The following is a 22,353-nucleotide window of genomic DNA, read 5'->3' on the forward strand; positions in this document are numbered from 1 at the left end:
TACTCCGTTCGGTGACCGGGGACACGTGTACGTCCGCCGGTGAGCGGCGAAGTGCGGGCCGCGCGGGAGCGAATCCGGAATTGATCAAGAAGCGCGGGCGCCGATGCGCCGGAACCGCGCTCCGATGCGCTTGCCGTTGCCCCGGTGATCCACCCACTGATCAATTTCCGGCCCGCCGCGCATTCCTTACGGGAAATCCCGGAGACACCACTGACGCGGTTATACGAATGCTGAAACGTGAGGCCAATGGGAAGCAAGGGGTCCCAGGGTCGCCGGAGGCTCGTAGCTCCCAGGGGGCGGGTCGGGTGTGGCGGCGCGGGAACGGCTCGGTAACCTAAGCCCGCTGACACACCCTTAGGGCAACCAGCCCTCTTGTATCGCCCACGTTCAAGGAGTTGCCGCCGCCGTGAGCCGCAGCCTTCGACGCGGCGCCATCGCCGCCACCGCCCTCGCGATCTCGCTCGCCTCGCTCACCGCATGCGGTGCTGGAAACAACGCCCAGACGATCGAGATCAAGCCGGACAACGCGGCGACCGCCGTCGGCGACATCAAGATCCAGAACGCCATGATCATCACGCAGCCGGACCGCGAGTCGACGGGCCCCGCCGTGGTCGCCGCGACCGTCTTCAACAACGGCCGCACCGACCAGGTCCTGCAGTCGATCACGGTCGACGGCACCGGCAAGAAGGCCGCCCTGGGCCCCGCCAAGGGCGACCGCCCGGGCAAGAAGGGCAAGGGCGGCGGCCTGGTCATCCCGGCCGGCGGCTCCGTCGTCATCGGCGGCAAGGACAACGCGTCCGCCGTCCTGCCGAGCAGCCGCGAGGCCGTCGAGGACGGCAACGCGCAGCCCGTCACCTTCGGCTTCAGCAAGACCGGTGACGTCAAGCTGAAGACGTTCGTCGTACCGGCCGAGAGCTACTTCGAGAAGTGGGGGCCGACCGAGCTCCCGAAGGCGCCGGACGCCAAGCCGTCCGGCTCCCCTTCCGGGAAGCCCTCCGGTCAGCCTTCCGGGAAGCCGTCCGGCAAGCCCTCCGAGGGGGCCTCGGGGTCTCCGTCGGGCAAGCCGTCCGAGGGCGCCTCGGGGGCCTCCGGGGCTCCGGCGGGTGAGGCCGAGGCTCCGGCGAACGGGGCGGACGCCGACGCGGGGGCCGCGCACGAGGCCGCTGGGCACTGACGCCAGGACGTAGTACGTGGAAGGGCGGGAACCCTGTCAGGGTTCCCGCCCTTCCACGTATCTCTGTGCGTTGTGGCCTGCGGGCCGCCTTGGGCTGGTCGCGCCCACGCGGCGGAGCCGCACATTGATACAGCCCCGCGCCCCTTCGGGGCGCTGCCTGTTCGGGGCGGTGTCCCCTTGGGGCGGTGGGGCGGTTTACGGCTCGAACTTGTAGCCCAGGCCTCGTACCGTCACCAGGTAGCGGGGGGCGCCGGGGTCCGGCTCGATCTTGGCGCGCAGGCGCTTGACGTGGACGTCGAGCGTCTTGGTGTCGCCCACGTAGTCCGCGCCCCAGACGCGGTCGATGAGCTGCATGCGGGTCAGGACACGGCCCGCGTTGCGCAGCAGCATCTCCAGGAGGTCGAACTCCTTGAGGGGCAGGTCGACCTTGGAGCCGGAGACCGTGACCACGTGCCGGTCGACGTCCATGCGGACCGGGCCCGCCTCCAGGGCCTGCGGGGTGACCTCCTCCGGCTCGCCGCGGCGGCGCAGGACGGCGCGGATGCGGGCCACCAGCTCGCGCGACGAGAAGGGCTTGGTGACGTAGTCATCGGCTCCTATTTCGAGCCCGACGACCTTGTCGATCTCGCTGTCCTTGGCGGTGACCATGATCACCGGGACGTTGGAGCGGCTGCGCAGCTGACGGCAGACCTCCGTGCCGGGCAGGCCCGGCAGCATCAGGTCGAGCAGGACGAGGTCGGCGCCGTTGCGCTCGAATTCGTCGAGTCCGTCCGGGCCGGTGGCCGCGATCGCGACCTCGAAGCCCTCCTTGCGGAGCATGTACGACAGGGCGTCGCTGAAGGATTCCTCGTCCTCGACGACGAGCACTCGGGTCACGGAAGGACCTCCGGGGCGGCAGGAATGGGTTCGTATGCGGTTGTGTCGTCGGGCCTGGCGCCCTGGTGTGCGCCCTCGTGGCCGAGGCCGTGCCCGGCTCCGCGGTCGCGGGTCGCGCGCGCCTCGGGCACGCGCAGGGTGAAGGTGGAGCCCTGTCCCTCCGAGCTCCACACGGTCACCTCACCGCCGTGCGAGGCCGCCACGTGCTTGACGATGGCGAGGCCGAGTCCCGTGCCGCCAGTGGCGCGGGAGCGGGCCGGGTCGACGCGGTAGAAGCGCTCGAAGATGCGCTCCTTGTCCTTGTCCGAGATGCCGATGCCCTGGTCCGTGACCGCGACCTCGATGAGGTCCCCGCCGGGGGCGTTGACCCGCCGGGCGGCTATCCCCACGCGCGTGCGGGCCGGTGAGTAGTTCACGGCGTTCTCGACGAGGTTTCCGAGGGCCGCGGCGAGCTGGCCGCGGTTGCCCCAGACGTGCAGGTCGGCGGTGCCTCCGGCGGCCATCGTGATCTGCTTCGTGCCCGCCTGGTGGCGGCAGCGGTCGATGGCCTCGGCGACGAGCTCGTCCACGCGGACGGGCTCGGCGTCCTCCAGGGGGTCGTCGTTCTGCACCCGGGAGAGGTCGATCAGCTCCTGCACGAGGTTGGTCAGGCGGGTCGCCTCGTTCTGCATCCGGCCTGCGAAGCGCTCGACGGCCTCGGGGTCGTCCGCGGCGTCCATGACGGCCTCGGAGAGCAGGCTGAGGGCGCCCACCGGGGTCTTCAGCTCATGGCTCACGTTCGCCACGAAGTCGCGGCGCACCGCCTCGATGCGGCGGGCCTCGGTGAGGTCCTCGACGAGCAGCAGGACGAGCCGGGAGCCGAGCGGGGCCACGCGTGCGGAGACCGCGAGGGCGTCGCCCCTGCCGGTGCCGCGGCGCGGCAGGTCCAGCTCGACCTGTCGTATCTCGCCGTCGCGCCGGGTGTCCCGGGCCATCTGGAGCATCGGCTCGACGGCCAGCTTCCCGCCGCGCACGAGACCGAGCGCGTACGCGGCCGAACTGGCCTTGACCACGCTGTCCGCCTCGTCCAGGACGACGGCGGAGGAGCGCAGCACAGAGAGCACCGTGTCGACGCCCGGTGGCAGTACCGGGTCGGTGTGCAGGGAGGTCCTGGTGGGGCGTTTCTGGTCGCGTTCGCTCCAGCGAAACGCCAGCATGGCGATGACGCCGGTGCACACCCCGGCGATCGCTGCCGCTGCGGCGACCGCCGCGTTCACGTCCATGCCTCCAGGTTATGCGGGGTCGGAGCACCAGCCACAGCCATCCGAGTGGCCCCTCGAACAGTCGTCGCTCAGAGTTCACCGAGGGGACAGTGGTGGTTCATTTTGGGTGGCCGGGTCGGCGGAGCGGCTGATTCCGGCATCGAGGGGGCGTCGCCCACCGTTCACCTGGACGACAGGGGCGATTCACTTGTGATGCCGGTAACGGACGCGTCCGCACCACACCGTGGGAGCGTAGGGGAGAACCCCTGATGACGTAGGGGCCAGCCCCTGTGACGTACGAGAGAGGGACAGCCAGATGCGTGACGCGTACCACGAGGAACTTGACTCGATCGGCGAGGGACTGGTCGAGATGGCCCGTCTCGTCGGGTCGGCGATCGGGCGCGCCACCACGGCCATGCTCGACGCGGATCTGAAGCTGGCGGAGAGCGTGATCGCCGCCGACCAGAAGGTCGACGACCTCCAGCACGAGCTGGAGGCCCGCGCGATAGCCCTGCTGGCCCGCCAGCAGCCGGTCGCCACCGATCTGCGCATCGTCGTGACCTCGCTGCGCATGAGCGCCGACCTGGAGCGCTCCGGCGACCTCGCCCAGCACGTGGCCAAGCTGGCCCGGCTGCGCTTCCCGGAGTCGGCGGTGCCGCGCGACCTGCACGCGACCATCCTGGAGATGGGCCAGCTCGCGCAGCGCCTGATGGCGAAGGCGGCGGAGGTCATCATCACCAAGGACGTCGACCTGGCGCTCCAGCTGGAACAGGACGACGACGAGATGGACCTGCTGCACCGCACGCTCTTCCAGCACCTGATGGACGACCGCTGGAAGCACGGCATCGAGACCGCGGTCGACGTGACGCTGCTCGGCCGCTACTACGAGCGGTTCGCGGACCACGCGGTGTCGGTGGCGAAGCGGGTCGTGTACCTGGTGACCGGCGAGCACGCGGACGAGCTCCAGCCGGGCAACACGCCGGTGGAGGGGGCCTGACCCCTGGCGGCACCCCTCCCCGGCCGGGAGGGCGCGGCAAGGCGAGGGGGTGGGCGCTGGGCGTTGGGCCCGGCGCCCACCCCTGGCAGGGCGGTGGAGCGTCAGCCGCAGCCGCCGCCGCACTGGCAAGGCCCGCCGGACTGGCAGCCGCAGCTGCAGCCGGAACCGCACTGGCAACCGTTCGTACAGGTGTCGCGCTCGGGGGATTCGGCCATGGTCTCCTCCTCGAAGGCGTGAGGCGTACTGCCTGCTATCCATTCCATGCAGCCGGCAACGGGGCGCGTCAACGGCGCACATGCGCGCGCCAAGCCCCACGAGCGCCGGCCGCCGCCTCCCGTGCAACCCCCTCCACCCTTGTCATAGACATGGCCTAATCTGCGCTGTGCAACGGGGGGTTACCGGCCCGGGCACCAGGCCCAGGGCCGTTCTCGTGTTTCCTGTGGGGGGTCACAATCACCGTGCGCACGCGCACCCTCTCGACCGCGACGGCACTCGCGGTCATCTTCAGCTCCGCGGCGCTCGTCGCGGGTACGGCGGCCCCGGCCGCGGCGGACTCGGCCGAGGCCCTGCCCGTCTCCTCGGTCGGCGACGTCGTCGTGGACGGCGAGCACCAGCGCGTCTACGTCTCCGACCCGACCGGCGGCAAGATCGTCGTCACGGACTACACCGGCGAGCACGAGGCCACCGTCGACGGCCTGCCGGGCGTCGGCGGCCTCGCGGTGGCACCGGACTCCGGCCAGGTGCACGCGGCGGTCGCGGGCACCGGCCGGATCGTGTCCGTGGACACCACGACGTACGCGCGGACCGCGAGCTACGACCTCGGCGGCGCGGACGGTCCCGCCACCCTGGAGGCGGCGGGCGGCAAGCTCTGGTTCGGCTACAAGGGCGGCATCGGCTCGCTGGACGTCTCCGGCTCAGAGCCCGTCGTGAAGCTCGCCCAGGGCACCGGCGTGACCTGGGACGGCGTGCCGCTGCTCGGCACGGACCCGGCCGTTCCCGACGTCCTGGCCGCCGGGGAGCAGGGCAACTCCTGGGCGGACGTGGCGGTGTACGACCTCGGCGGCGGCGCCCCCGCCCTGCGCGCCACCAAGAACGTCACCGGCGACTTCAAGCAGCTGGACCTGACGCCCGACGGCGAGCAGGTCCTGACGACCTGGGACGACGGCCACGGGTACGCGTTCCCCGCGTACTCCACCAAGGACCTCGGCAAGGTCGCGCGCTACCCCACGGACCCGTATCCGAACGCCGTCGCGATCGCGCCCGACGGCACGGTCGCGGGCGGCAGCATGTCCGCGTACGCCCCTGACGTGCACGTCTACCGGCCGGGCGCGACGACTCCGGTGCGCGAGTACGACTTCCCGAACACCGGTGACACCAGCGGCGGCGACGAGCTGGTGCCCGCCGCGCTCGCCTGGGCGCCGGACGGCAGCCGCCTCGTCGCGGTGTCGGTGAACTCCCGCGGCACGTACACCTTCCGCGCCTTCGTGGAGCCCGGCAGGTCGCTGCCCGAGCTGACCCTTTCCGCGCCCGCGAAGGCGCAGCGCGGCAAGCCGCTCACGGTCACCGGCAAGCTCTCGGCGGCGGCGCCGCTGCCGGCCGGGACGGCCCTGACCGTCACGCGGGACGACTCGGTCAGGCCGGATGTCGCGCTGCCGCCGGTGCGGACCGCCGCGGACGGCACCTTCTCCTTCGAGGACACCCCCGACGAGGGCGGCGAGGTGACGTACGAGGTCGCGTACGCGGGCGACGGCACGCACGCCGCGGCCCGAGCGAGCGCCTCGGTGGACGTCTCGCGCGACGCGGCGACGCTCACCCTGGACGGCGACGGCAAGGTCCACGACCACGGCACGGACGTGACGTTCACGGCCCGCCTCGGCACGACGCACAAGAACCGGACGGTCGAGATCTGGGCCGACCCGTACGGCACGGACCAGCCGAAAGCGCTCGTGAAGAAGGCCGAGGCCGACGCGGACGGCAACGTGTCCGCGACCGTGGACCTGAAGCGCGACACGGTGGTCACGGCGCGCTACGCGGGCGACTCCCGCACGAAGGCGGCGACCGCGAAGTCCACGGCGTACGCCCGCGTCAAGGTCTCCACGACCCTGGCCAGGCACTACCGGACCGGCACGATCGGCTCGCGGAAGTACTACTACTTCCACAAGAACACAGGGCCGCGCCACACGACGAAGATGACGTACTACAAGGGCCGCAAGCAGCGTCTGGAGCTCCAGGTGCATGCGGACGGCCGCTGGCACGAGGGCGCCTCCGCGTACTTCAAGCTGAACCCCGACGGCACGTCCCCCGTCACCCTGGACGCCCCCGGCCAGGCGGGCATCCGCCTACGGCTGCGCTCCTCGTACGTCAACGGCACGTCGGGCGACAACGTGAACACGACGACGCACGGGGCGTGGAAGTACCTGTACTTCACACGCTGACCCAGAGGAGGGGGCTCCACGCGCGCGTGGAGCCCCCTCTTTTCTGCGTACGGATTCACGTACGCGCCCGCGCGCACAGGGGCGCGTGAGACGCGTGGAATGACATGTGACATGTCGTCATGACGCATTCCGGAGGCTGGAATTCATCGGGCACTCCGGGGTCCGACAGGTCGTTGAGAGCTCACTCGGTCTAGCCGCGTCCACTCCAGAGGCATCATGGGCATGCTGCGCGACACAGGTCAGTTCTTCGTCAGGACCGCCACGGAGGCAGCTCACGGGTTCATGTGGCTCGTCTCCCTCTGCTACGACTACGCCCTCGCCCCCACCGGGCACTTCTTCGCCTTCCTCGGCACACAGACAGCGCACGGATTCCTGTGGCTCGTCCTCCACTTCTACGACTACGCCCTCACTCCCGTCGGCCACTTCTTCACCTTCCTCGGCACCGGCACAGCTCGCGGCACGCTGTGGCTCGTCCTCCACTTCTACGAATACGGCCTCACGCCCTTCGGGCACGGCTGCATGTGGCTGCTCCTCTTCGCGTGGGAGCACGTCGTCCTCTGGCTGATCCACTTCCTGCTCAGTGAGGAACTGGCCAAGGTCGCGGTGTCGGCGATCCTTCTGGAGATCGCCGTGCTGCCCGTGCTCCGGCGGGCCCGACGGGCCCGGAAGTGAAGTGGGCCCTCGGTAGGGCTCGTTCACGCATCTGAGCCGTACCGAGGGCTTCCCGCGCGGTGGCGCGCCGTGGCATGCTCCCGCCCAACGCAGACATGAACGCCGTTCACGTACCTAGACGTTGATGAAGATGGACCGGACGAGAGGGTGTGGCGCCATGGCCGACCTCAGCAGACGCGGCGTCCTGGGAGGGGCCGTCGCCGTCGCGGCCGCCGCCGCGACGGGGCCCGCGGCGGCGACGGCCCCCCGTCCTGCCGAGCTGTGGCGGGAGTTCACCGGGAATCCGTACGCCCACCCGCAGATCCCCTACGTGGGCCGCGCCGGATGCCGGGGCGGCGCCCGGCGCTTCCACCGCCCGCGCACCGTCTTCCCCGTCCGCCACCACGGCGCCCGGCCCGGCGCGGGCGCGGACGCCGCGCCCGCGATCAACCGCGCCCTCGCCGCCGCCGGAGAGGCCGGCGGGGGCACGGTCCAGCTCGAACCCGGCACGTACCGGATCGACGACGTCATCCGGATCGCCCACGACGGCGTCGTCCTGCGCGGCGCGGGCAGCGGCCGCACCACGCTCGTCGCCACCCGCCACCTCACCGAGCTGATCGGCCCCTACGGCAGCCGCTACGGCGGGGACAAGTCCAGCTGGTCCTGGGCCGGCGGGCTCGTCTGGCTGTGCCCGCGACAGCGCTGGGACTCCCTCGTCGGGGCGATCAAGGCCGGGCGGTGGCCGTTCGAGGGGTGGACCGGAAACGCGCGGGACGAGTGGCGCGCCCTCACCGCCGTCTCCCCCGCCCGCCGCGGCGACCGGTCCGTCCGCGTCGCGGACCCCGCGCGCGTGCGCCCCGGCGACCTCGTCCTGCTCCGCCTCGCCGACGACCGCGACCACACCCTCCTGGAGCACATGGCGGGCGGCGGCCCCGGCCCGGAGGCGTACGTCTGGGACGACAAGACGAAGCTGACGTCGTACGTCCCCTACGAGTGGCCCGTACGGGTCACCGGGGTGCGGGGGCGCGAGGTCACCTTCGAGCGGCCGCTCCCGCTCGACGTGCGGCCCGAGTGGGAGCCGCTCCTGACCACCCACGTCACCGCGCTCACCGGCTCCGGCGTCGAGGGGCTCACCCTGGAGGCCGTTCGGACACCGCAGTCGCCGCACCTCCTCGACAAGGGGTTCAACGGCGTCACCTTCCAGTGCGCGTACGACTGCTGGGCCGACGACGTGCGCGTGCGCCACGTGGACAACGGCTTCGGGCTCGTCGCCGCGTCCGCCTGCACCCTGCGCCGCACCTCCGTCGGCGGGCGCGGCGCGCACCACCCGTACTTCTGCCGCGAGGGCTCCCACGACAACCTGATCGAGGACTTCCGCGTCGAGCGGCGGACCGTGCCCGCGCCCGCGGGGACGCAGCTGCACGGCATCAATGTGGAGGGCCTGTCCTCGTACAACGTCTGGTCGCGCGGCCACATGGAGACGGGCACCTTCGACACCCACCGGGGCATGCCGTTCGCGAACGTCCGCACGGAGATCGTCGTCACCAACGACGGGCGGCACGGCGGCGACGCCAGCGCCGGGCCCCTCTACGGAGCTCGGTTCACCCACTGGAACGTCACCGTCACCAACCAGCGCGCCGGACTGGTCAGGATCGACGGCATCGCGCCGTACAGCGCCACGGTCGGCATCTCCCGCGTCCGGGAGTTCGACCAGATCGACGTGCCGGACTTCTCGGGGGAGCTCAACTCCCGCATCGAGGCGTACGGTTCGCCCGGCGCCGTACGGCCGCGGAACCTGTACGAGGCCCAGCGCGCCCTGGAGCACTGAGCCCCGGCCGCCCCGGTGCCCGGAATCGGCGGCTCAGCTGAAGGGGACGAGGCGGACGACGGTGACCGTCAGGACCGAACCCGACACGTAGTAGAGGACGATCGCGCCGCCGACCGTGGCCTCCCTGCGGTCCCGCTCCTGGTCGACGGCCGCCGAGCCGTGCCCGTACGGGTCGCGGCCGAGGGTGCGCTCCATGGCCGCCCGGAACTGGTCGGCGTCGCCCATCTTGGCGAGGGTGTCGTCGGCGGGCGGCGCGTAGGTGATGCGGTAGCTCCGGCTCCGGTGACGGCTCACGCGATGCTCCGCCTCTCGGCCTCGTCGGCCGCGAGGCGGTCGAGGACCGCCTCGGCCTCGGGGTCGGGCACGGCCTCCAGCATCCAGTGCCGCATCACCGAGTGGATCTCGTCGACCCCCGCGCCGTTGATGGCCCGGTCGAAGTCCTCGCGCCTGTCCTCGGGGAGGGCGGCGCGGATGTCCGGGATGGTGTTGGGCACCTCGACCTCCTCGCCGCCGATGAAGGTCTTCAGTGGTTCGGCCATGGTCGGGTCACTCTCCCTGGGGTCCCTGGACGGTCCCGGCGCTGATCTCACGGTAGCGGCCGGGCCGGGGGCTTTCAGCCGGTGGCCGCACCCGGTGGCCACCCGGGATGGCCACCCGGTGGCGTCAGCCGGTGGCGTCAGCCTTCTCCGCCGTCCCCGACTTCTCCGTGCCGGTGTCGGTGCCAGTGCCAGTTCCGGTGCCGGGCCGCGCCTCGCTCTCGTACGCCACCGGCTCCGGGAGGTTGCGCATGAGGCCCCAGTACCCGAGGGCCGCGACCGTGCCCACGACCGCGCAGAAGCCCCACAGCCAGTCCGCGCCCAGGCGGTCGATGACGGAGCCGGAGATCAGCGGTGCCGCGAGCGCCGCGACCGCCCAGGACATGGTGTACATGCCCTGGTAGCGGCCGCGCGCGTGCGTCGGTGAGAGGCGGACGACCAGGCCCGTCTGGGTGGGGGCGTTGACGATCTCGGCGAGCGTCCACAGGCACACGGTGAGGGTGATGAGGCCGACCGAGCCGGCGAAGGCCGTGAGGCCGAAGCCGTACCCCGCCACGAGTGAGGAGATCACCAGGAGGCGCTGCGGGTCCCGGTGTTCGATGAACCGCGTCACCGGGATCTGCAGGAGCACGATCATGACGCCGTTGAAGGCGATCGCGATGCCGTAGTCGCTCGGCTTGAAGCCCGCCTCGCCCATCGCCACCGGCAGTCCCACGTACGCCTGCTGGAAGATCAGCGCGACCAGGAAGGAGAGCCCGACGACGCCCATGAAGCGCCCGTCGCGCAGCACCGTGCCGAGCCCGGCCTCCGGCTCGTCGCCCGCCGCCCCCTCGACGGGCGCGGGCCGCGACTCCGGCAGCTTCACGAAGATGACGGCCGCGCACGCCAGCGTCATCGCGGCCTCCAGGAGGAAGCCCGCGAGGTAGCTGTACGAGGCGATGAAGCCCGCGGCCGCCGAGGAGATGGCGAAGCCGAGGTTGATGGCCCAGAAGTTGAGCGAGAAGGCGCGGACGCGGTCCTCGGGCCGGACGATGTCGGCCATCATCGCCTGCACGGCGGGCCGCGATGCGTTGCTCGCCATGCCCACGAGGAAGGCCACCGCCGCGATGGCCACCGGGTGGGTCATGAATCCGAGCAGCGCCACGGACAGGCCCGTGGACGTCTGCGCGATGAGCAGCGTGGGCCGCCGCCCGAGCCGGTCGGTCAGGACGCCCGCGCCGAGCGACGAGACCACTCCGCCGAGCCCGTGCAGGGCCGCGACGAGCCCCGCGTACGTGGCCGAGTAGCCCTGCTCCAGGGTCAGGTAGATCGCCAGGAACGTGGACACGAACGCGCCCAGGCGGTTCACCAGGGTGCTGGTCCACAGCCACCAGAACGCGGGTGGCAGCCCCGACACGGATTCCTTGACGGCGCGTCTTGCGGCGGTGAGCGGCACGAGGATCCCCCGGGGCGGTGCGGGCCCGGCCGCCGGGGCGGCCAGGGCATGTAAGTGTCGGGAACGGCGATCACAAATTACGCAACCGCGGTCCCTCCGGACTACTCATTTGACAGGTAGCGTCAATCGCACCGGGACGCGGCCCCCTCGGGAGTTCCATTACGCTCGTGGGCATGGCCGACGCACCGTACAAGCTGATCCTCCTCCGCCACGGCGAGAGCGAATGGAACGCGAAGAACCTGTTCACCGGCTGGGTGGACGTCAACCTCAACGAGAAGGGCGAGAAGGAGGCGGTCCGCGGCGGCGAGCTGCTCAAGGACGCGGGCCTGCTGCCCGACGTGGTCCACACGTCGCTCCAGAAGCGCGCCATCCGCACGGCCCAGCTCGCGCTGGAGTCCGCGGACCGCCACTGGATCCCGGTCCACCGCAGCTGGCGTCTGAACGAGCGCCACTACGGTGCCCTCCAGGGCAAGGACAAGGCCCAGACCCTGGCCGAGTTCGGCGAGGAGCAGTTCATGCTCTGGCGCCGCTCGTACGACACCCCGCCGCCCGCCCTCGAGGACGGCACCGAGTTCTCCCAGTCGGGCGACCCGCGCTACGCCTCCATCCCGCCGGAGCTGCGCCCCCGCACGGAGTGCCTGAAGGACGTCGTCGTCCGCATGCTCCCCTACTGGTACGACGGCATCGTCCCCGACCTCCTGGCCGGCCGCACCGTCCTGGTCGCCGCCCACGGCAACAGCCTCCGCGCCCTGGTCAAGCACCTCGACGGCATCTCCGACGCCGACATCGCGGGCCTGAACATCCCCACCGGCATCCCGCTCGCCTACGACCTGGACGCCGCCTTCAAGCCCCTCAACCCGGGCGGCACGTACCTCGACCCGGAGGCCGCGAAGGCCGCGATCGAGGCCGTGAAGAACCAGGGCAAGAAGAAGTAGCCTCTGTGATCATGCCCCCGACCTGCGCGAATGGCGCGGGGTCGGGGGCATATTTACGGTCCGGGACCTCTCTGGAACCTCGGGTCCGCCGGCCCACGGCCGGAGCGCTCGCCTGCCGCGTTTATGGAAAACCGGACGGACGGCGGCCTCATCCGCTACCACTGGGGGTGTCGACCAACGGTGAGTGGGGGATCTGTGGCTTGGGCGATGAGCAACGACTATGCAGCAATCGTATCTACGCTCGATGTTGCTGTGCTGCTGGTAGGTGCAGTTCAGTTCGCTAAGGTCTGGGCCAGGATTGGAGACGAGACAGGCGCCCAGGCATAGACCCGTCGCGAGCGGATGGGAGCGTTGATCGAGCAACAGCGGCAAGGTGTTGAGCCTTCCCGTACTGAACTGCTCGAAGTGCGGCGCTAACTACTGGGGGTGCCAATGAACGATAGTGCCAACGAAGAAACCACGCTGTGCCATGTTCCAGAGCATGCGTACGTGGGCGGAATGAAGCCCTGGCAGAACGTGGTCCGGGACCACTATCCCGATCGCGAAGTTTGGACCTCTACAGATCCCGAGACCGGATACTGGTGCTGCGCTTTCCCTGTCATTTATCGCACCTACCACCCACCCAAAGGTGACCCGGACGTCGCGCTTTGGGTTGCCTCCACCCTCGCAGCGATGCTTGGCGCCCCTTTTTTGCAGGCGCTCGCTACAAAGGCAGGCGAGGCGGCGTATCAGTACGTCAGAGACACGTTCCGGCGAGAAGCAGGCATGGAGTTCGATTCGCCAGAATACACCCTGAAGCTCCTTACGACTGACGGGCGGGTTCAAGTCAAGGTCCCTGGCGACATCTCCGAGGAAGCACTCCAGGACTTCATCGATCAAATGTCGGAACTTCTTGCCGATGATCCTGACGCCGACGCGATCTACGTGTATTGGTACCCTCAAACCGGATGGGTTCGAAACGTTGCAAGCCTATCGGCGCTTGACACGACTGACCTGTCACCGCCCACTGAGGGCTATTAGCTAGCCTCCGAGCTGCGTTTATGACGCAGGTCGGAGGCGTTTTCAGGCCTTGACCCTGTGGGCCTTAGTGCCCCGGCTCTTGCGGCCGAAGAGCCTGCCCGAGAGCCTTCCGGGCCCGCTCCCGGCTGCTCGGCATGAGGTGCGCGTACACCTTCAGCGTTAGCCCTGGGTCCGAGTGGCCGAGGTACTCAGCGAGGGCCTTGATGCTCTCCCCAGCGTCTAGGAGCACGGACGCGTAGAAGTGCCGAAGCGCGTGCATGCCGTGCTCGCGGGCGGCGGCGTGCTCGCGGCTCTTGGCCTTCGGGATGACGCCTGCCTTGGCGAGCGCGGGCTTCCAGTGGTCTTCGTTCAGCGACGTGCGCCAGATGTGCCCGCCGTTGGGGCCCGTGAAGATGAGCCGCCGGGTCACCGGCTGGCCGTTCGCTCGCATCCACGGGAGCTTGATTTCCACGGGCGGGAACCGCTTGATGTGCTCCTGTAGTGCCTCCGCCACGGGGTCGGGCAGAGGCACGTCGCGGAGCTTGCCGCCCTTCGGGGGCGCGAACACGGCCTTGCTCAGGCTCAGCTTGAGTTGCTGCACCACGTGCACGATGCCGCTGTCGAAGTCGATGTTATCGACGGACAACCCCAGGATTTCCCCTTGCCGCAGGCCGCATCCGGCGCCCACGTCGACCATGGGCCGGAAGCGCTCGACCATGGCGGCGCGCACGGCGAAGACACGCTCAGGCTCCCATGGGACGACGCGGCGCGTGCCCATGGCCGGCGGGGTCACCGTGCGCGAGTTGCAGGGGTTCCGGCGTAGGCATCCGTCCTCCACGGCGGCGGAGAGCACGGCGCGGACGTTGGAGAAGATGAAGCGGGCGTACGAGCCAGACATGCCGGTCTCTTCGAGTTGTGTCACGAACTCGCGGATGTGGCTCGGCTGAAACGACCCGAGCTGACGCGACCCGATGCGGGGGAAGGCGTGCAGCTTGAGCTGAGACTCCAACAACGACCACCAACGACCGCCCGACCGCAGGTCAGTCGCGGCGTGCATCCTCCTGACCAGGGGCCGAAAACGGGCCCGCCAGACCCAGGGCAAGAAGAAGTAAGCCCACGCATTCAAGGCCCCCACCTGCGGTTTCCCCGCCGGTGGGGGCCTTGCTGCTGCGCTGGGGCCGTCGCTGGGCCGTCAGGCGCTCCGGCGCATGCGCCGGACCCGGACGTCGAGCACGATCAGCAGTGCCACAGGGATGGCGATCTCGACCGGAGCCTGCGCCCAGAGGGCGAGCGCACCTCCTCCGGCGCCGATGAGCGCGATCGGCAGGTCGCGTGGGCAGATGTCGACGGTGACACCTGTGCGTGGGACCATATGGCCTCCTTCCGTATCAGGTTATTGATCAAGCGGTTTCCGGGTGCGGAAATGGAAACGAATGCCGCCCCGGGCGTGGGGCGGCATTCGCGTGCGGTGAGACTTTCGCACAGCTCGACTTCTCAGACAAACGCGCAGCTAGCAGGGATGGCGACCTTCGACTTTCACAGTAGAAAGGTCGAAGAATGCGACACCTCGCCGGTAGGCATTTCACTGTCCGAACGAAACGTACTAGTCGCTGAACAGCGGAAACGCGCCCACTTCGGTCACTCAGAGCGACGACCCCGGCCCTTCACGCGTTTGCTAGCTCGCCCGCTAGCTAGCTAGCTTCCCTCCCTGGAGAGAAAGTCAAACGAGCGCCTACATTCCGAGCACAGAAGGCCAAGTACACGCCCAGACCCTGAGCCTAAAGCTCGGAATGCACGCCCAATTTCTGGGTGCCAAGCTCAAGCCTCTGACTCTAAAGTTCGATACCTTCGTATGCGTGAGCGATTACCTTTCGTGTCCGTTCTCGACTGGAGGGCACCAGGTGTGCGTACACGCGGAGAGTCAGGCCCGGGTCCGAGTGACCGAGGTACTCGGCAAGCGCCTTGATGTTCTCCCCCGCGTCCAGGAGCACTGAGGCGTAGCGGTGGCGGAGGGCGTGCATGCCGTTCGCTCGGGACTCGGCGTACGGCTGGCCCCGCTCAGGTACAGGGGGCACCCCGGCGACAGCGAGCGCAGGCTTCCAGACGTTGCCCCTGAGCGTCGTCCGCCTGACGTGCCTGCCACGCGACTGGTGAAGATCGACCGCTTGACCACAGCGGATCTAGCCGCCCCCTGCCACCAAGGTAGTTCGACCCGTGGGGACAGCTTCATGTGCGCAGAGGGCGTCGGCGACCGGCCCCGGGAGCGGCGCTTCCTGGAGCTCGCCGCCCTCGGGCGGGGCGAAGACGGCTTACTCTGACTCAGCTTCAGCTGCTTCGAGCGCGTGGGGCATGTCCGCCTCGAAGTCGATCACGTCAACGGCGACACCGAGGACCTCTCCCTGGCGGAGCCCACACCCTCCGCCCAGGGCGACCATGGCTTGGTAGCTCTCGGCCATGGTCTTCCGAATGACGAAGATCCGCTTCGCGTCCACGGGCGTCAAGCCGAGCGCACCGCGCGGGTTGCGGGGCAGATACTCATCATCCACAGCCGCCCTCAGAGCCCCGCACACATTGGAGTAGATCGTCCGAGCACGTACGCCACCCGGGGCGTTGAGCCAGTGTGAAGAACTTGTGCATGGCGGGGCGTGATCGTTGGTAGCGTCCCTGGCATGGCATCCGATTTCGGTATTGACTTAAGGATGCTGCTCGCCCAGCTGAGCGGCTTCCCCATTGGCGACAAGGATTACGTCTCCTACTTCGTCAACGACAGTGGGGAGCGATTGATCTTTGTTCAGCAGCGGGGCGAAGCAGCAGCCACGCTGCTTCACTCGGACCTTGATTGGGAGCCGAGGCCGGTCAAAGGGTTCACGACCACGATGGCTGACACCGCGACTCCCGCTCAGAAGAAGACTCTGGAGAACGTGAGCATTGGCGGCGGGTTGTTGAGCACGCCCATGTGCGGGGCCACCATCCTCGGCAGGGACGAGGCGAAGTGGCTGGACGCCTGCTATTCGGCCAGCGAACCTCTACGGGATGTCGGCTAGCCTGCTGGGCTCTCTCTCTCTCCCCCCCCCGGGGGGGCGTCCGAGGTCGCTCGGCAGTGCTCAAACACCAACCGCCAACTACCACCCAGCCACTGTGCCAGCAGCTCCGGCCAGGAGGATCCCAGCTCTTCAAGATCTCCGACAAGACCCGGGTAAGCCCGCGCCTTCCTCTCATGCCCAAGGCCCCCACCTGCGGTTTCCCCGCTGGTGGGGCCTTGTCGCTGTGCTGGGGCCGCCTCGTGGACCAACCGTCAGGTGATTCGTGGCTCCAGCAGGTCGAGGGCCTCCTGCCACCGGAAGCGGGCCGCTCCGCCGCCCGCCTTGGGCGGGTGGGGCTCGTACGAGCCGATGAGGACATCCATCGCTCGCAGCCGGTCCAGGCTCTGGCGGTAGGCGGGGTGTGCCGCCTGCGCGGCGTTGAGGTAGGGCAGGGCGACCGTGGGGGTGCCCATGCCATAGGCCTCGCACAGGATGCCGAGAGCGAGGGTGTCGGAGTTGCCCGCGGCCCATTTGTTGATGGTGTTGAAGCTGGCCGGGGCCACGGCGATGGCGTCTGCGGGTGGGAGGGGGCGGGGCTCTTCAGGGGTGCGCCAGGCGGAGCGGATCGGGTAGCCCGTCTGCGCCTCGACGGCTGCGGTGTCGAGGAAGCCGAGGGCTTGCGGGGTGGCGACGACCCCGACGCCCCAGCCTCGCTCCTGCGCGGCAGTGATCAGCTCACCGACGTCGGGGGCGACGCCACACGCACACACGACGACGTGGAGGTACGGCCTCTCGTCCGGGGTAGCGGCCAGGTCGTCAGTCACGTGATGGCTCCCAGTCTGCGGTGGAAGTGGTGCAGCTCAGGCAGCGTACGGCGGGCGTCACGGGCAGCCATGTCTGCGACCAGTTCGCGCACGGCCGGGCGACGGACGTCCTGCGCGGCGCAGCGCTCAGCGACACGCAACGCACGGTAGGCGTCGGGGAGGCGTTCCTGCTGGGTATAGGCGCGCGCTGTCTCCACCCAGAGGGCGGCGCGGCGCTCGGGCACCGGGATGGGGCGGCGCAGGAGCGGACCGGCAGCCCGGAGGGCGAGGCCGGCATCGCCGAAGGCGACCAGAGCGCTGAGCTCGTGCAGCGCGACGTTGGTGGGGCTGAAGTTGGCCCACGCGTCGGTTCGATCAACGGCGACGTACCGAGCCGCCTCACCGGCCTCGGCGAGGAAGTCCTCAGCGGCCGCCCGGTCACCGGCGCCGCTCGCGGCCGTCGCACCGCGCAGGAGAAGCAGGCCGACGGCCGCGAGGTGCTTCGGGGAGCGGCGGTCGTACGCGCCCGTGAGCTGATCGGCGGCGTGCCGGACGAGGGCGACGGCCTGCGAGGTGTGCTTCTCGCGGGCCAGTGCGTGGGCCTGGACACGGATGCTGGAGGCGAGGACCACCGGGTCGCCGGAGCGCTCGGCCTCGGCCATGGCCCGGCCGACCGCGAGCCAGGCGTTGCCTTGGTCGTGCTGCTTGAGGAGCAGGCTGGCCGAGGTCTGGTAGGCCGTGGCCAATAACGCGGACAGGGCGTCGCGGTCGGTCGCGTCCCCGGAGGCAGCCCTGAGGTCGGTGATCAGAGCGGGCAGAACCCCCTCAAGCTCGCTGTACTCGCAGGCGTAGAAGAGTTTGCGGGCCGTGCCGATACGTTCACCAAGACGCGGCAGGTCCAAGGCGACGCCGGTGCCCTCCGCGCTCATGACGGGCAGGAGCGCCTGGACGAGATCGTGGCGGGCGGGCTTCGGGACAGGTTCGGCGGTGGGCGCGGCGAGTGCGGCGATGCTCGCGGTGAGGAAGGCACGGCGTTGCATCTCCTCTCCTCCGGAACGTGACGCGGCCGGGCATGGTGTTGGCGCGAGTCCCAATCTCCCAAGAGGGATGCCGAGTTCCAGAGCGACAGCCCGCAGGACACGGATGTCCTCCGTGCCATGCCCGCGCTCCAAGCGGCTTAGCTTCGACTGGTGGTAGCCCAGCTCGGAGGCGACGTCGTGCTGCGAGCGCCGCTGCAACACCCGTGCCCGACGGATCTCCTCGCCGATCCGTCTCGATTCACCGTGTGCTTCGGCCATCTGCCACGGCCCCTTTCCACCGCCGCCGATCATGCCCGCTCAACCGAGCGTAAATCAGGACCATTTCGCCGTTATGCAGTTCTTGCATAACCGATGCGACGCCGCCGTCGGGGCCAACCCCACCTCACAGCCGCCTGGTTGCGTGAGGTGGCCGTACCCCCACCGGAGGTCACTCATGGCAGCACCTCGCATCGCTCTCTCCGTGCGTGTCACCGCAGGCTCGGTGACCACCGCCCGACACCGGGTCGTACGGGTCATACACGGCTGGGAGCCGAAGCTGGAGCCCGATGTGGTCCACACCGCCGAGCTCGTACTCAGCGAACTCCTGACCAACGCGGTCCGGCACACCGGCACGGCCCGCGTCTCCGTGAGCGCGCGACTCCTTGAGACTGCCCTGCACATCGAGGTCCACGACTCCAGCCGAGCCCTGCCCCGGCCCTCCACCCCGAGCACCACGAGCGAAGACGGCCGCGGCCTGCTCCTCGTGGCCGCCCTGGCCGCGCGCTTCGGGGCGGAACCCACCCTCACGGGCAAACGGGTCTGGGCCGAGGTCGCCCTCCGGCCCTCCGACACCGGACCGCTTGAGCGGTAACTCTCTCTACTGGTTCAGGATGTCTCGCTCCGCTCACGCAACGCAGCCCGGCCTCCGGCCGGGCCAGCACTCCCGCCTCCGCCCCGCTCCAGCCCGACCGCAGCTCGTGTCGCACGCTGGGCGATCGGCTCCGCGGCCTCAGGCGGCCACTTTGGCGCGAGCCCCGAAGGACACTCGTCACACCTTCGCGGCCAGGTACACGGGCTGCCCGACACGCCGGAAGCCTACGAGGCCATGATCACTTACGACGCAGATCACAAAGCCACAAGGCGGGACACAGGGACACATGCAGGGCCACACACGGGAGAGCGAGCCCGCCGCTTCAAGCCCTCTGCCTGAGGTTTCTCTGCTGGCGGGGGCTTTCTGCTGGGGCGGGGGCGCGGCTGGGCCATGGCCCGCCGGGCCGGGCCTCACCCTCCCGTGACGGCTGGGACGATCACTGCTGCGATCGCGGAGAGCAGGCCCCCACCGCCAGGGCGGCATTGAACTTCTCCTTCGCCGTGGGGAAGACGGCTCGGCTCAGGTCCCCGGCCTTGCTGCGCAGCACGACCATCTTCAGCTTCTGCCACCGGTGCTGGCGGTTCCGGCACCCCATCAGGACGCCGTACGCGTTGTTGCGGCAGTAGGTTCTCCCGTCCCGGTTGACCGCTCCGCACCAGACCGGCACCTGGAAGGAGGCATAGACCGAGACCGCGATCGAGAGGGCGACGACGGTCGGCAGCGACCACTGCTGGCTCCACGCGACGATGAGAGCCGCAACCGCTATGTATCCCCAGTACAGACGCACCGCTTCCCCCATGGCCACGCAGGGTAAGCGCATATGCACGGAAACGGCAGAGCCGTTCCGGACACGAGGGCATGCGAGCCTGGGGGCGGGCCCTGTGCTGGGAGTCCCGCATACTGGAAGGTCCGAGCAAGAGTCAGGGTGGAGTCGTCACCCCGACGTACGAACAGAGCCCTCTGTCCTCGGGAAGTCGTGGGCCGGGGGCTTCCTTTTGCGGTGGTGTCCTCCATGAGCAAGGCCAGTCAGGGCCGTCCGGCGAGCGTGGCCGAGCGGTGGGCCACACCGGTGGCGTGGGGCGTGTTCCTCGGGGGTGTCGGGGCCGCCGTCGCGTTCGGGGATCGGTTGTGGCGGGCGGCAGGGGGTGTCTGGCCCGCGGGCGGCTATGTCTTCGGGGCCCTCTGCGGGTTCGGGGTGCTCGTCGGGTGGGCGGTGGCCGGCGAGGCGCGGAAGCGGGGGCGCTGGGGGGCGGCGGCTCTCGCAGCGGCGGCGGGCGGTGTCGCGACCGTGGCGCTGGTGAGTCTCGTCCCGGGGCGCGACGGGCGGCTGCTCGGGTCTCTCGGCCTGGGGCCGGACGAAAGCATGTGGGTCGAGGGCCGTCCGGCGGCGCAGGTCGCCGTCGTCGGCGGCCTCGTGTGCGGCGCGCTCGTGCTGTGGCGGGTGCTGCCGCGGTGGGCCTCGGGGCGGCGGCGCCGCACCGCGAACGGCAGGGGCTGAAACGGCGCTGGAGGGGCGGGCCCGCGGCACCGGGGCAGGCTGCTCCGCGGCGCCGGAAGCGGGCTACTCCGCGGCGTCGGTGCGGGGCCGGGTCAGGTGGGTGAAGGCTTCCAGGTTGCGGGTCGACTCGCCGCGGGAGACTCGCCAGGCGTACTCCTTGCGGATCGCCGTCGCGAAGCCCAGTTCCAGGAGGGTGTTGAAGGAGCCGTCCGCCGCTTCCAGGACGGAGCCGAGGAGGCGGTCCAGCTCGTCCGGGGCGACGGCGGCGAGCGGGAGCTTGCCGGTGACGTAGACGTCGCCCAGGGGGTCGATCGCGTAGCTCACCCCGTAGAGGCGGAGGTTGCGCTCCAGGAGCCAGCGGTGGACCGCCTCGTGGTTCTCGTCGGGGTGGCGGATCACGAAGGCGTTCAGGGAGAGCGAGTGCTTGCCCACGCGCAGGGAGAGCGTGGTGGAGAGCTTGCGGGTGCCGGGGAGTTTGATCACGTACGAGCCCGGCTCGGGGGACTCCCAGTCGAGCTCGGCGTCGGCCAGGAACCGCTCGATCACCGCACCAGGTGTCTCACCAGCAGCAACGTCACCCATGGTGCGAGGGTACGCGACGGCGGTGGTCGTGCATCGCCGCGGTGTACACGTCCGCCGTGGCCGACGCCGCCGTGCCCCAGCCGAAGGACTCCGCGTGCCGGGCGGCCGCCGTGCCCATGCGGTCGACCAGGTGCGGGTTGTCGGCGAAGTCGCTCAGCACGCGCGCGTAGTGGGCCGGTTCGTGGTCGGGGATCAGGAAGCCGGTGACGCCGTCGCGCACGGCGACCGGCAGGCCGCCCACCGCCGCCGCGAGGACCGGCGTGCCCGCCGCCTGCGCCTCGATGGCGACGAGCCCGAACGACTCGCTGTAGGAGGGCATGACGAGCAGGGAGGCCGCGCGGAACCAGTCGGCGAGCTGGTCCTGGCCCACCGGGGGCTGGAAGCGGACCACGTCCGCGATGCCCAGGCGGGCGGCCAGCTTCTGCAGCCCCTCGGGCTTGGCCAGGCCGCTGCCGCTCGGGCCGCCGACGACGGGGACGACGATGCGGCGGCGCAGCTCGGGGCGTTCGTCGAGGAGGACGGCGACCGCGCGCAGCAGCACGTCCGGGGCCTTCAGGGGCTGGATGCGGCCCGCGAAGAGGGGGACCAGGGCGTCCTGCGGCAGGCCCAGGCGGTGGCGGGCGGCGGCCCTGCCGTCGGCGGGGCGGAAGCGGTCGAGGTTGACGCCGGGGTGGACGACGGCGACCTTGCCGGGCTCGGCGTCGTAGTGCCGTACGAGCTCGTCGGCCTCTTCGGAGGTGTTGGCGATGAGCCGGTCGGCGGCGCGCACGATCTGGGTCTCGCCGATGACGCGGGCGGCGGGCTCGGGGGTGTCGCCTGCGGCGAGCGCCGCGTTCTTGACCTTGGCCATGGTGTGCATGGCGTGCACGAGCGGGGTGCCCCAGCGCTCGGCGGCGAGCCAGCCGACGTGGCCGCTGAGCCAGTAGTGCGAGTGGACGAGGTCGTAGTGGCCGGGGCGGTGGCCCGCCCAGGCGAGCATGACACCGTGCGTGAAGGCGCACAGCTGGGCGGGGAGCTCCTCCTTGGCCAGGCCCTCGTAGGGCCCCGCGTCCACGTGGCGCACGAGGACGCCGGGGGCCAGCTCGACGGTGGGCGGCAGCGCGCCCGTGGTGGCGCGGGTGAAGATCTCGACCTCGATGTTGATCTCGGCGAGACGCTTGGCGAGCTCCACGATGTAGACGTTCATGCCGCCCGCGTCGCCGGTGCCGGGCTGGTGCAGCGGCGAGGTGTGCACGCTGAGCATGGCGACGCGCCGCGGCCGCCGCGGCGAGCCGGGGAGGCGCAGCCGGCCGGGTGCCGACGGAGCCGCTGGGAAACGACGCCCGAGCCTGGTCACGTAATGGCTCACGTGGCGGTCCTCCTTGGCCTTGGCTGCGGCGTCCTGGTCCTCGTACCGCGGGCACAGCTCTGCGGAGGGCGTACGAGGTCCTCTGAGGACGGCAACACCGGA

The 22,353-nt window shown here is 70.2% G+C and carries 24 protein-coding genes; 10 read left to right on the top strand and 14 right to left on the bottom strand.

Going from position 1 to position 22,353, the window contains the following annotated elements:
- Positions 1–406: 406 nt before the first annotated feature.
- Complete coding sequence (locus IG74_RS0126415) at positions 407–1,174, top strand: hypothetical protein (protein WP_030682309.1); 768 nt, start codon at positions 407–409, stop codon at positions 1,172–1,174.
- Positions 1,175–1,369: 195 nt separating this feature from the next.
- On the opposite strand, the gene IG74_RS0126420 is transcribed toward IG74_RS0126415, so the two are convergent.
- Together IG74_RS0126420 and IG74_RS0126425 are read right to left on the bottom strand one after the other, a co-directional pair.
- Positions 1,370–2,050 carry a response regulator transcription factor gene (locus IG74_RS0126420; RefSeq protein ID WP_030682312.1) on the bottom strand — a complete coding sequence of 227 codons (681 nt, stop codon included), beginning with the start codon at positions 2,048–2,050 and terminating at the stop codon, positions 1,370–1,372.
- Complete coding sequence (locus IG74_RS0126425) at positions 2,047–3,312, bottom strand: sensor histidine kinase (RefSeq protein ID WP_030682314.1); 1,266 nt, start codon at positions 3,310–3,312, stop codon at positions 2,047–2,049. Before IG74_RS0126425 ends, IG74_RS0126420 begins: the two co-directional genes overlap by 4 nt.
- A 295-nt stretch (positions 3,313–3,607) precedes the next feature.
- On the opposite strand from IG74_RS0126425, the gene phoU reads away from it, so the two are divergent.
- The 4 genes from phoU (at position 3,608) to IG74_RS0126450 (ending at position 9,202) form a co-directional block, all read left to right on the top strand.
- Complete coding sequence (gene phoU, locus IG74_RS0126430) at positions 3,608–4,288, top strand: phosphate signaling complex protein PhoU (RefSeq protein ID WP_030682317.1); 681 nt, start codon at positions 3,608–3,610, stop codon at positions 4,286–4,288.
- Positions 4,289–4,746: 458 nt separating this feature from the next.
- The gene (locus IG74_RS0126440; protein WP_030682320.1) at positions 4,747–6,723 is read left to right on the top strand and encodes a YncE family protein; all 1,977 of its coding nucleotides are present in this window, start codon (positions 4,747–4,749) and stop codon (positions 6,721–6,723) included.
- A 222-nt stretch (positions 6,724–6,945) separates the two neighbouring features.
- Positions 6,946–7,395, top strand: coding sequence for a hypothetical protein (locus IG74_RS0126445; protein WP_158857760.1), 450 nt, complete (start codon positions 6,946–6,948; stop codon positions 7,393–7,395).
- Positions 7,396–7,552: 157 nt separating this feature from the next.
- A complete protein-coding gene (locus tag IG74_RS0126450) occupies positions 7,553–9,202 on the top strand; it encodes a glycosyl hydrolase family 28-related protein (protein ID WP_030682325.1) in 1,650 nt (549 codons plus the stop codon).
- Between the two features lie 33 nt (positions 9,203–9,235).
- Here the strand turns inward: IG74_RS0126450 and IG74_RS0126455 are convergent, their stop codons facing one another.
- From IG74_RS0126455 to IG74_RS0126465, 3 genes are all read right to left on the bottom strand, one after another.
- On the bottom strand, positions 9,236–9,427 hold the full coding sequence (locus tag IG74_RS0126455; protein ID WP_051855438.1) for a hypothetical protein: 192 nt from the start codon (positions 9,425–9,427) through the stop codon (positions 9,236–9,238).
- 65 nt (positions 9,428–9,492) lie between these two features.
- Positions 9,493–9,741, bottom strand: coding sequence for a hypothetical protein (locus IG74_RS0126460; protein WP_030682330.1), 249 nt, complete (start codon positions 9,739–9,741; stop codon positions 9,493–9,495).
- Positions 9,742–9,865: 124 nt separating this feature from the next.
- Positions 9,866–11,173 carry an MDR family MFS transporter gene (locus IG74_RS0126465; protein WP_078869045.1) on the bottom strand — a complete coding sequence of 436 codons (1,308 nt, stop codon included), beginning with the start codon at positions 11,171–11,173 and terminating at the stop codon, positions 9,866–9,868.
- A gap of 173 nt (positions 11,174–11,346) precedes the next feature.
- Between IG74_RS0126465 and IG74_RS0126470 the strand changes: the two genes are divergently transcribed.
- Positions 11,347–12,108, top strand: coding sequence for a phosphoglyceromutase (locus IG74_RS0126470; protein ID WP_030682335.1), 762 nt, complete (start codon positions 11,347–11,349; stop codon positions 12,106–12,108).
- Positions 12,109–12,540: 432 nt separating this feature from the next.
- Positions 12,541–13,128: a hypothetical protein gene (locus IG74_RS52210; protein ID WP_158857762.1), complete on the top strand. Its 588-nt coding sequence runs from the start codon at positions 12,541–12,543 to the stop codon at positions 13,126–13,128.
- A 64-nt stretch (positions 13,129–13,192) separates the two neighbouring features.
- Here IG74_RS52210 and IG74_RS0126480 read toward each other — a convergent pair whose 3' ends face one another.
- From IG74_RS0126480 to IG74_RS53540, 4 genes are all read right to left on the bottom strand, one after another.
- Complete coding sequence (locus IG74_RS0126480; protein WP_234334462.1) at positions 13,193–14,164, bottom strand: tyrosine-type recombinase/integrase; 972 nt, start codon at positions 14,162–14,164, stop codon at positions 13,193–13,195.
- 135 nt (positions 14,165–14,299) lie between these two features.
- On the bottom strand, positions 14,300–14,479 hold the full coding sequence (locus tag IG74_RS0126485; RefSeq protein WP_030682342.1) for a hypothetical protein: 180 nt from the start codon (positions 14,477–14,479) through the stop codon (positions 14,300–14,302).
- Between the two features lie 460 nt (positions 14,480–14,939).
- Positions 14,940–15,128, bottom strand: a complete 189-nt coding sequence (locus tag IG74_RS53535) for a tyrosine-type recombinase/integrase (protein WP_234334463.1) — start codon at positions 15,126–15,128, stop codon at positions 14,940–14,942.
- A gap of 288 nt (positions 15,129–15,416) precedes the next feature.
- Positions 15,417–15,653 (bottom strand): hypothetical protein, encoded by a 237-nt coding sequence (locus IG74_RS53540; protein WP_051855430.1) that lies wholly within the window; start codon positions 15,651–15,653, stop codon positions 15,417–15,419.
- Between the two features lie 123 nt (positions 15,654–15,776).
- Between IG74_RS53540 and IG74_RS0126495 the strand changes: the two genes are divergently transcribed.
- A complete protein-coding gene (locus IG74_RS0126495; RefSeq protein ID WP_158857764.1) occupies positions 15,777–16,151 on the top strand; it encodes a hypothetical protein in 375 nt (124 codons plus the stop codon).
- A 251-nt stretch (positions 16,152–16,402) separates the two neighbouring features.
- Here IG74_RS0126495 and IG74_RS0126500 read toward each other — a convergent pair whose 3' ends face one another.
- Positions 16,403–16,954, bottom strand: coding sequence for a flavoprotein (locus IG74_RS0126500; protein WP_030682347.1), 552 nt, complete (start codon positions 16,952–16,954; stop codon positions 16,403–16,405).
- Positions 16,951–18,231 (bottom strand): helix-turn-helix domain-containing protein, encoded by a 1,281-nt coding sequence (locus IG74_RS0126505; protein ID WP_030682350.1) that lies wholly within the window; start codon positions 18,229–18,231, stop codon positions 16,951–16,953. The genes IG74_RS0126500 and IG74_RS0126505 overlap by 4 nt, the downstream gene beginning before the upstream one ends.
- Before the next feature lie 175 nt (positions 18,232–18,406).
- Here IG74_RS0126505 and IG74_RS0126510 point away from each other — a divergent pair, with 175 nt between their 5' ends.
- Positions 18,407–18,823, top strand: a complete 417-nt coding sequence (locus IG74_RS0126510) for an ATP-binding protein (RefSeq protein WP_030682353.1) — start codon at positions 18,407–18,409, stop codon at positions 18,821–18,823.
- A 436-nt stretch (positions 18,824–19,259) separates the two neighbouring features.
- On the opposite strand, the gene IG74_RS46280 is transcribed toward IG74_RS0126510, so the two are convergent.
- Positions 19,260–19,622 (bottom strand): hypothetical protein, encoded by a 363-nt coding sequence (locus IG74_RS46280; protein ID WP_158857766.1) that lies wholly within the window; start codon positions 19,620–19,622, stop codon positions 19,260–19,262.
- A gap of 213 nt (positions 19,623–19,835) precedes the next feature.
- On the opposite strand from IG74_RS46280, the gene IG74_RS51165 reads away from it, so the two are divergent.
- Positions 19,836–20,321 (top strand): hypothetical protein, encoded by a 486-nt coding sequence (locus IG74_RS51165; protein ID WP_158857768.1) that lies wholly within the window; start codon positions 19,836–19,838, stop codon positions 20,319–20,321.
- A 63-nt stretch (positions 20,322–20,384) separates the two neighbouring features.
- Here IG74_RS51165 and IG74_RS0126525 read toward each other — a convergent pair whose 3' ends face one another.
- Entirely contained in the window at positions 20,385–20,903 is a 519-nt protein-coding gene (locus tag IG74_RS0126525) for a YbjN domain-containing protein (RefSeq protein WP_030682359.1), read from the bottom strand.
- Positions 20,896–22,251, bottom strand: coding sequence for a D-inositol-3-phosphate glycosyltransferase (gene mshA, locus IG74_RS0126530; protein WP_030682361.1), 1,356 nt, complete (start codon positions 22,249–22,251; stop codon positions 20,896–20,898). Before mshA ends, IG74_RS0126525 begins: the two co-directional genes overlap by 8 nt.
- Between the last annotated feature and the right edge of the window lie 102 nt (positions 22,252–22,353).

The organism is Streptomyces sp. NRRL B-1347, from assembly GCF_000720325.1.
Taxonomy (GTDB): Bacteria; Actinomycetota; Actinomycetes; order Streptomycetales; family Streptomycetaceae; genus Streptomyces.

Coding starts and splice junctions, on each gene's coding strand:
- IG74_RS0126450 (WP_030682325.1), top strand. CDS start 7,553: ATGGCCGACCTCAGCAGACGCGGCGTCCTGGGAGGGGCCGTCGCCGTC.
- IG74_RS0126445 (WP_158857760.1), top strand. CDS start 6,946: ATGCTGCGCGACACAGGTCAGTTCTTCGTCAGGACCGCCACGGAGGCA.
- phoU (WP_030682317.1), top strand. CDS start 3,608: ATGCGTGACGCGTACCACGAGGAACTTGACTCGATCGGCGAGGGACTG.
- IG74_RS0126485 (WP_030682342.1), bottom strand. CDS start 14,479: ATGGTCCCACGCACAGGTGTCACCGTCGACATCTGCCCACGCGACCTG.
- IG74_RS0126505 (WP_030682350.1), bottom strand. CDS start 18,231: ATGGCCGAAGCACACGGTGAATCGAGACGGATCGGCGAGGAGATCCGT.
- IG74_RS0126425 (WP_030682314.1), bottom strand. CDS start 3,312: ATGGACGTGAACGCGGCGGTCGCCGCAGCGGCAGCGATCGCCGGGGTG.
- IG74_RS0126525 (WP_030682359.1), bottom strand. CDS start 20,903: ATGGGTGACGTTGCTGCTGGTGAGACACCTGGTGCGGTGATCGAGCGG.
- IG74_RS0126480 (WP_234334462.1), bottom strand. CDS start 14,164: ATGCACGCCGCGACTGACCTGCGGTCGGGCGGTCGTTGGTGGTCGTTG.
- IG74_RS0126495 (WP_158857764.1), top strand. CDS start 15,777: ATGGCATCCGATTTCGGTATTGACTTAAGGATGCTGCTCGCCCAGCTG.
- IG74_RS0126510 (WP_030682353.1), top strand. CDS start 18,407: ATGGCAGCACCTCGCATCGCTCTCTCCGTGCGTGTCACCGCAGGCTCG.
- IG74_RS46280 (WP_158857766.1), bottom strand. CDS start 19,622: ATGGGGGAAGCGGTGCGTCTGTACTGGGGATACATAGCGGTTGCGGCT.
- IG74_RS0126455 (WP_051855438.1), bottom strand. CDS start 9,427: ATGGGCGACGCCGACCAGTTCCGGGCGGCCATGGAGCGCACCCTCGGC.
- IG74_RS53535 (WP_234334463.1), bottom strand. CDS start 15,128: ATGCACGCCCTCCGCCACCGCTACGCCTCAGTGCTCCTGGACGCGGGG.
- IG74_RS51165 (WP_158857768.1), top strand. CDS start 19,836: ATGAGCAAGGCCAGTCAGGGCCGTCCGGCGAGCGTGGCCGAGCGGTGG.
- IG74_RS0126460 (WP_030682330.1), bottom strand. CDS start 9,741: ATGGCCGAACCACTGAAGACCTTCATCGGCGGCGAGGAGGTCGAGGTG.
- IG74_RS0126470 (WP_030682335.1), top strand. CDS start 11,347: ATGGCCGACGCACCGTACAAGCTGATCCTCCTCCGCCACGGCGAGAGC.
- IG74_RS52210 (WP_158857762.1), top strand. CDS start 12,541: ATGAACGATAGTGCCAACGAAGAAACCACGCTGTGCCATGTTCCAGAG.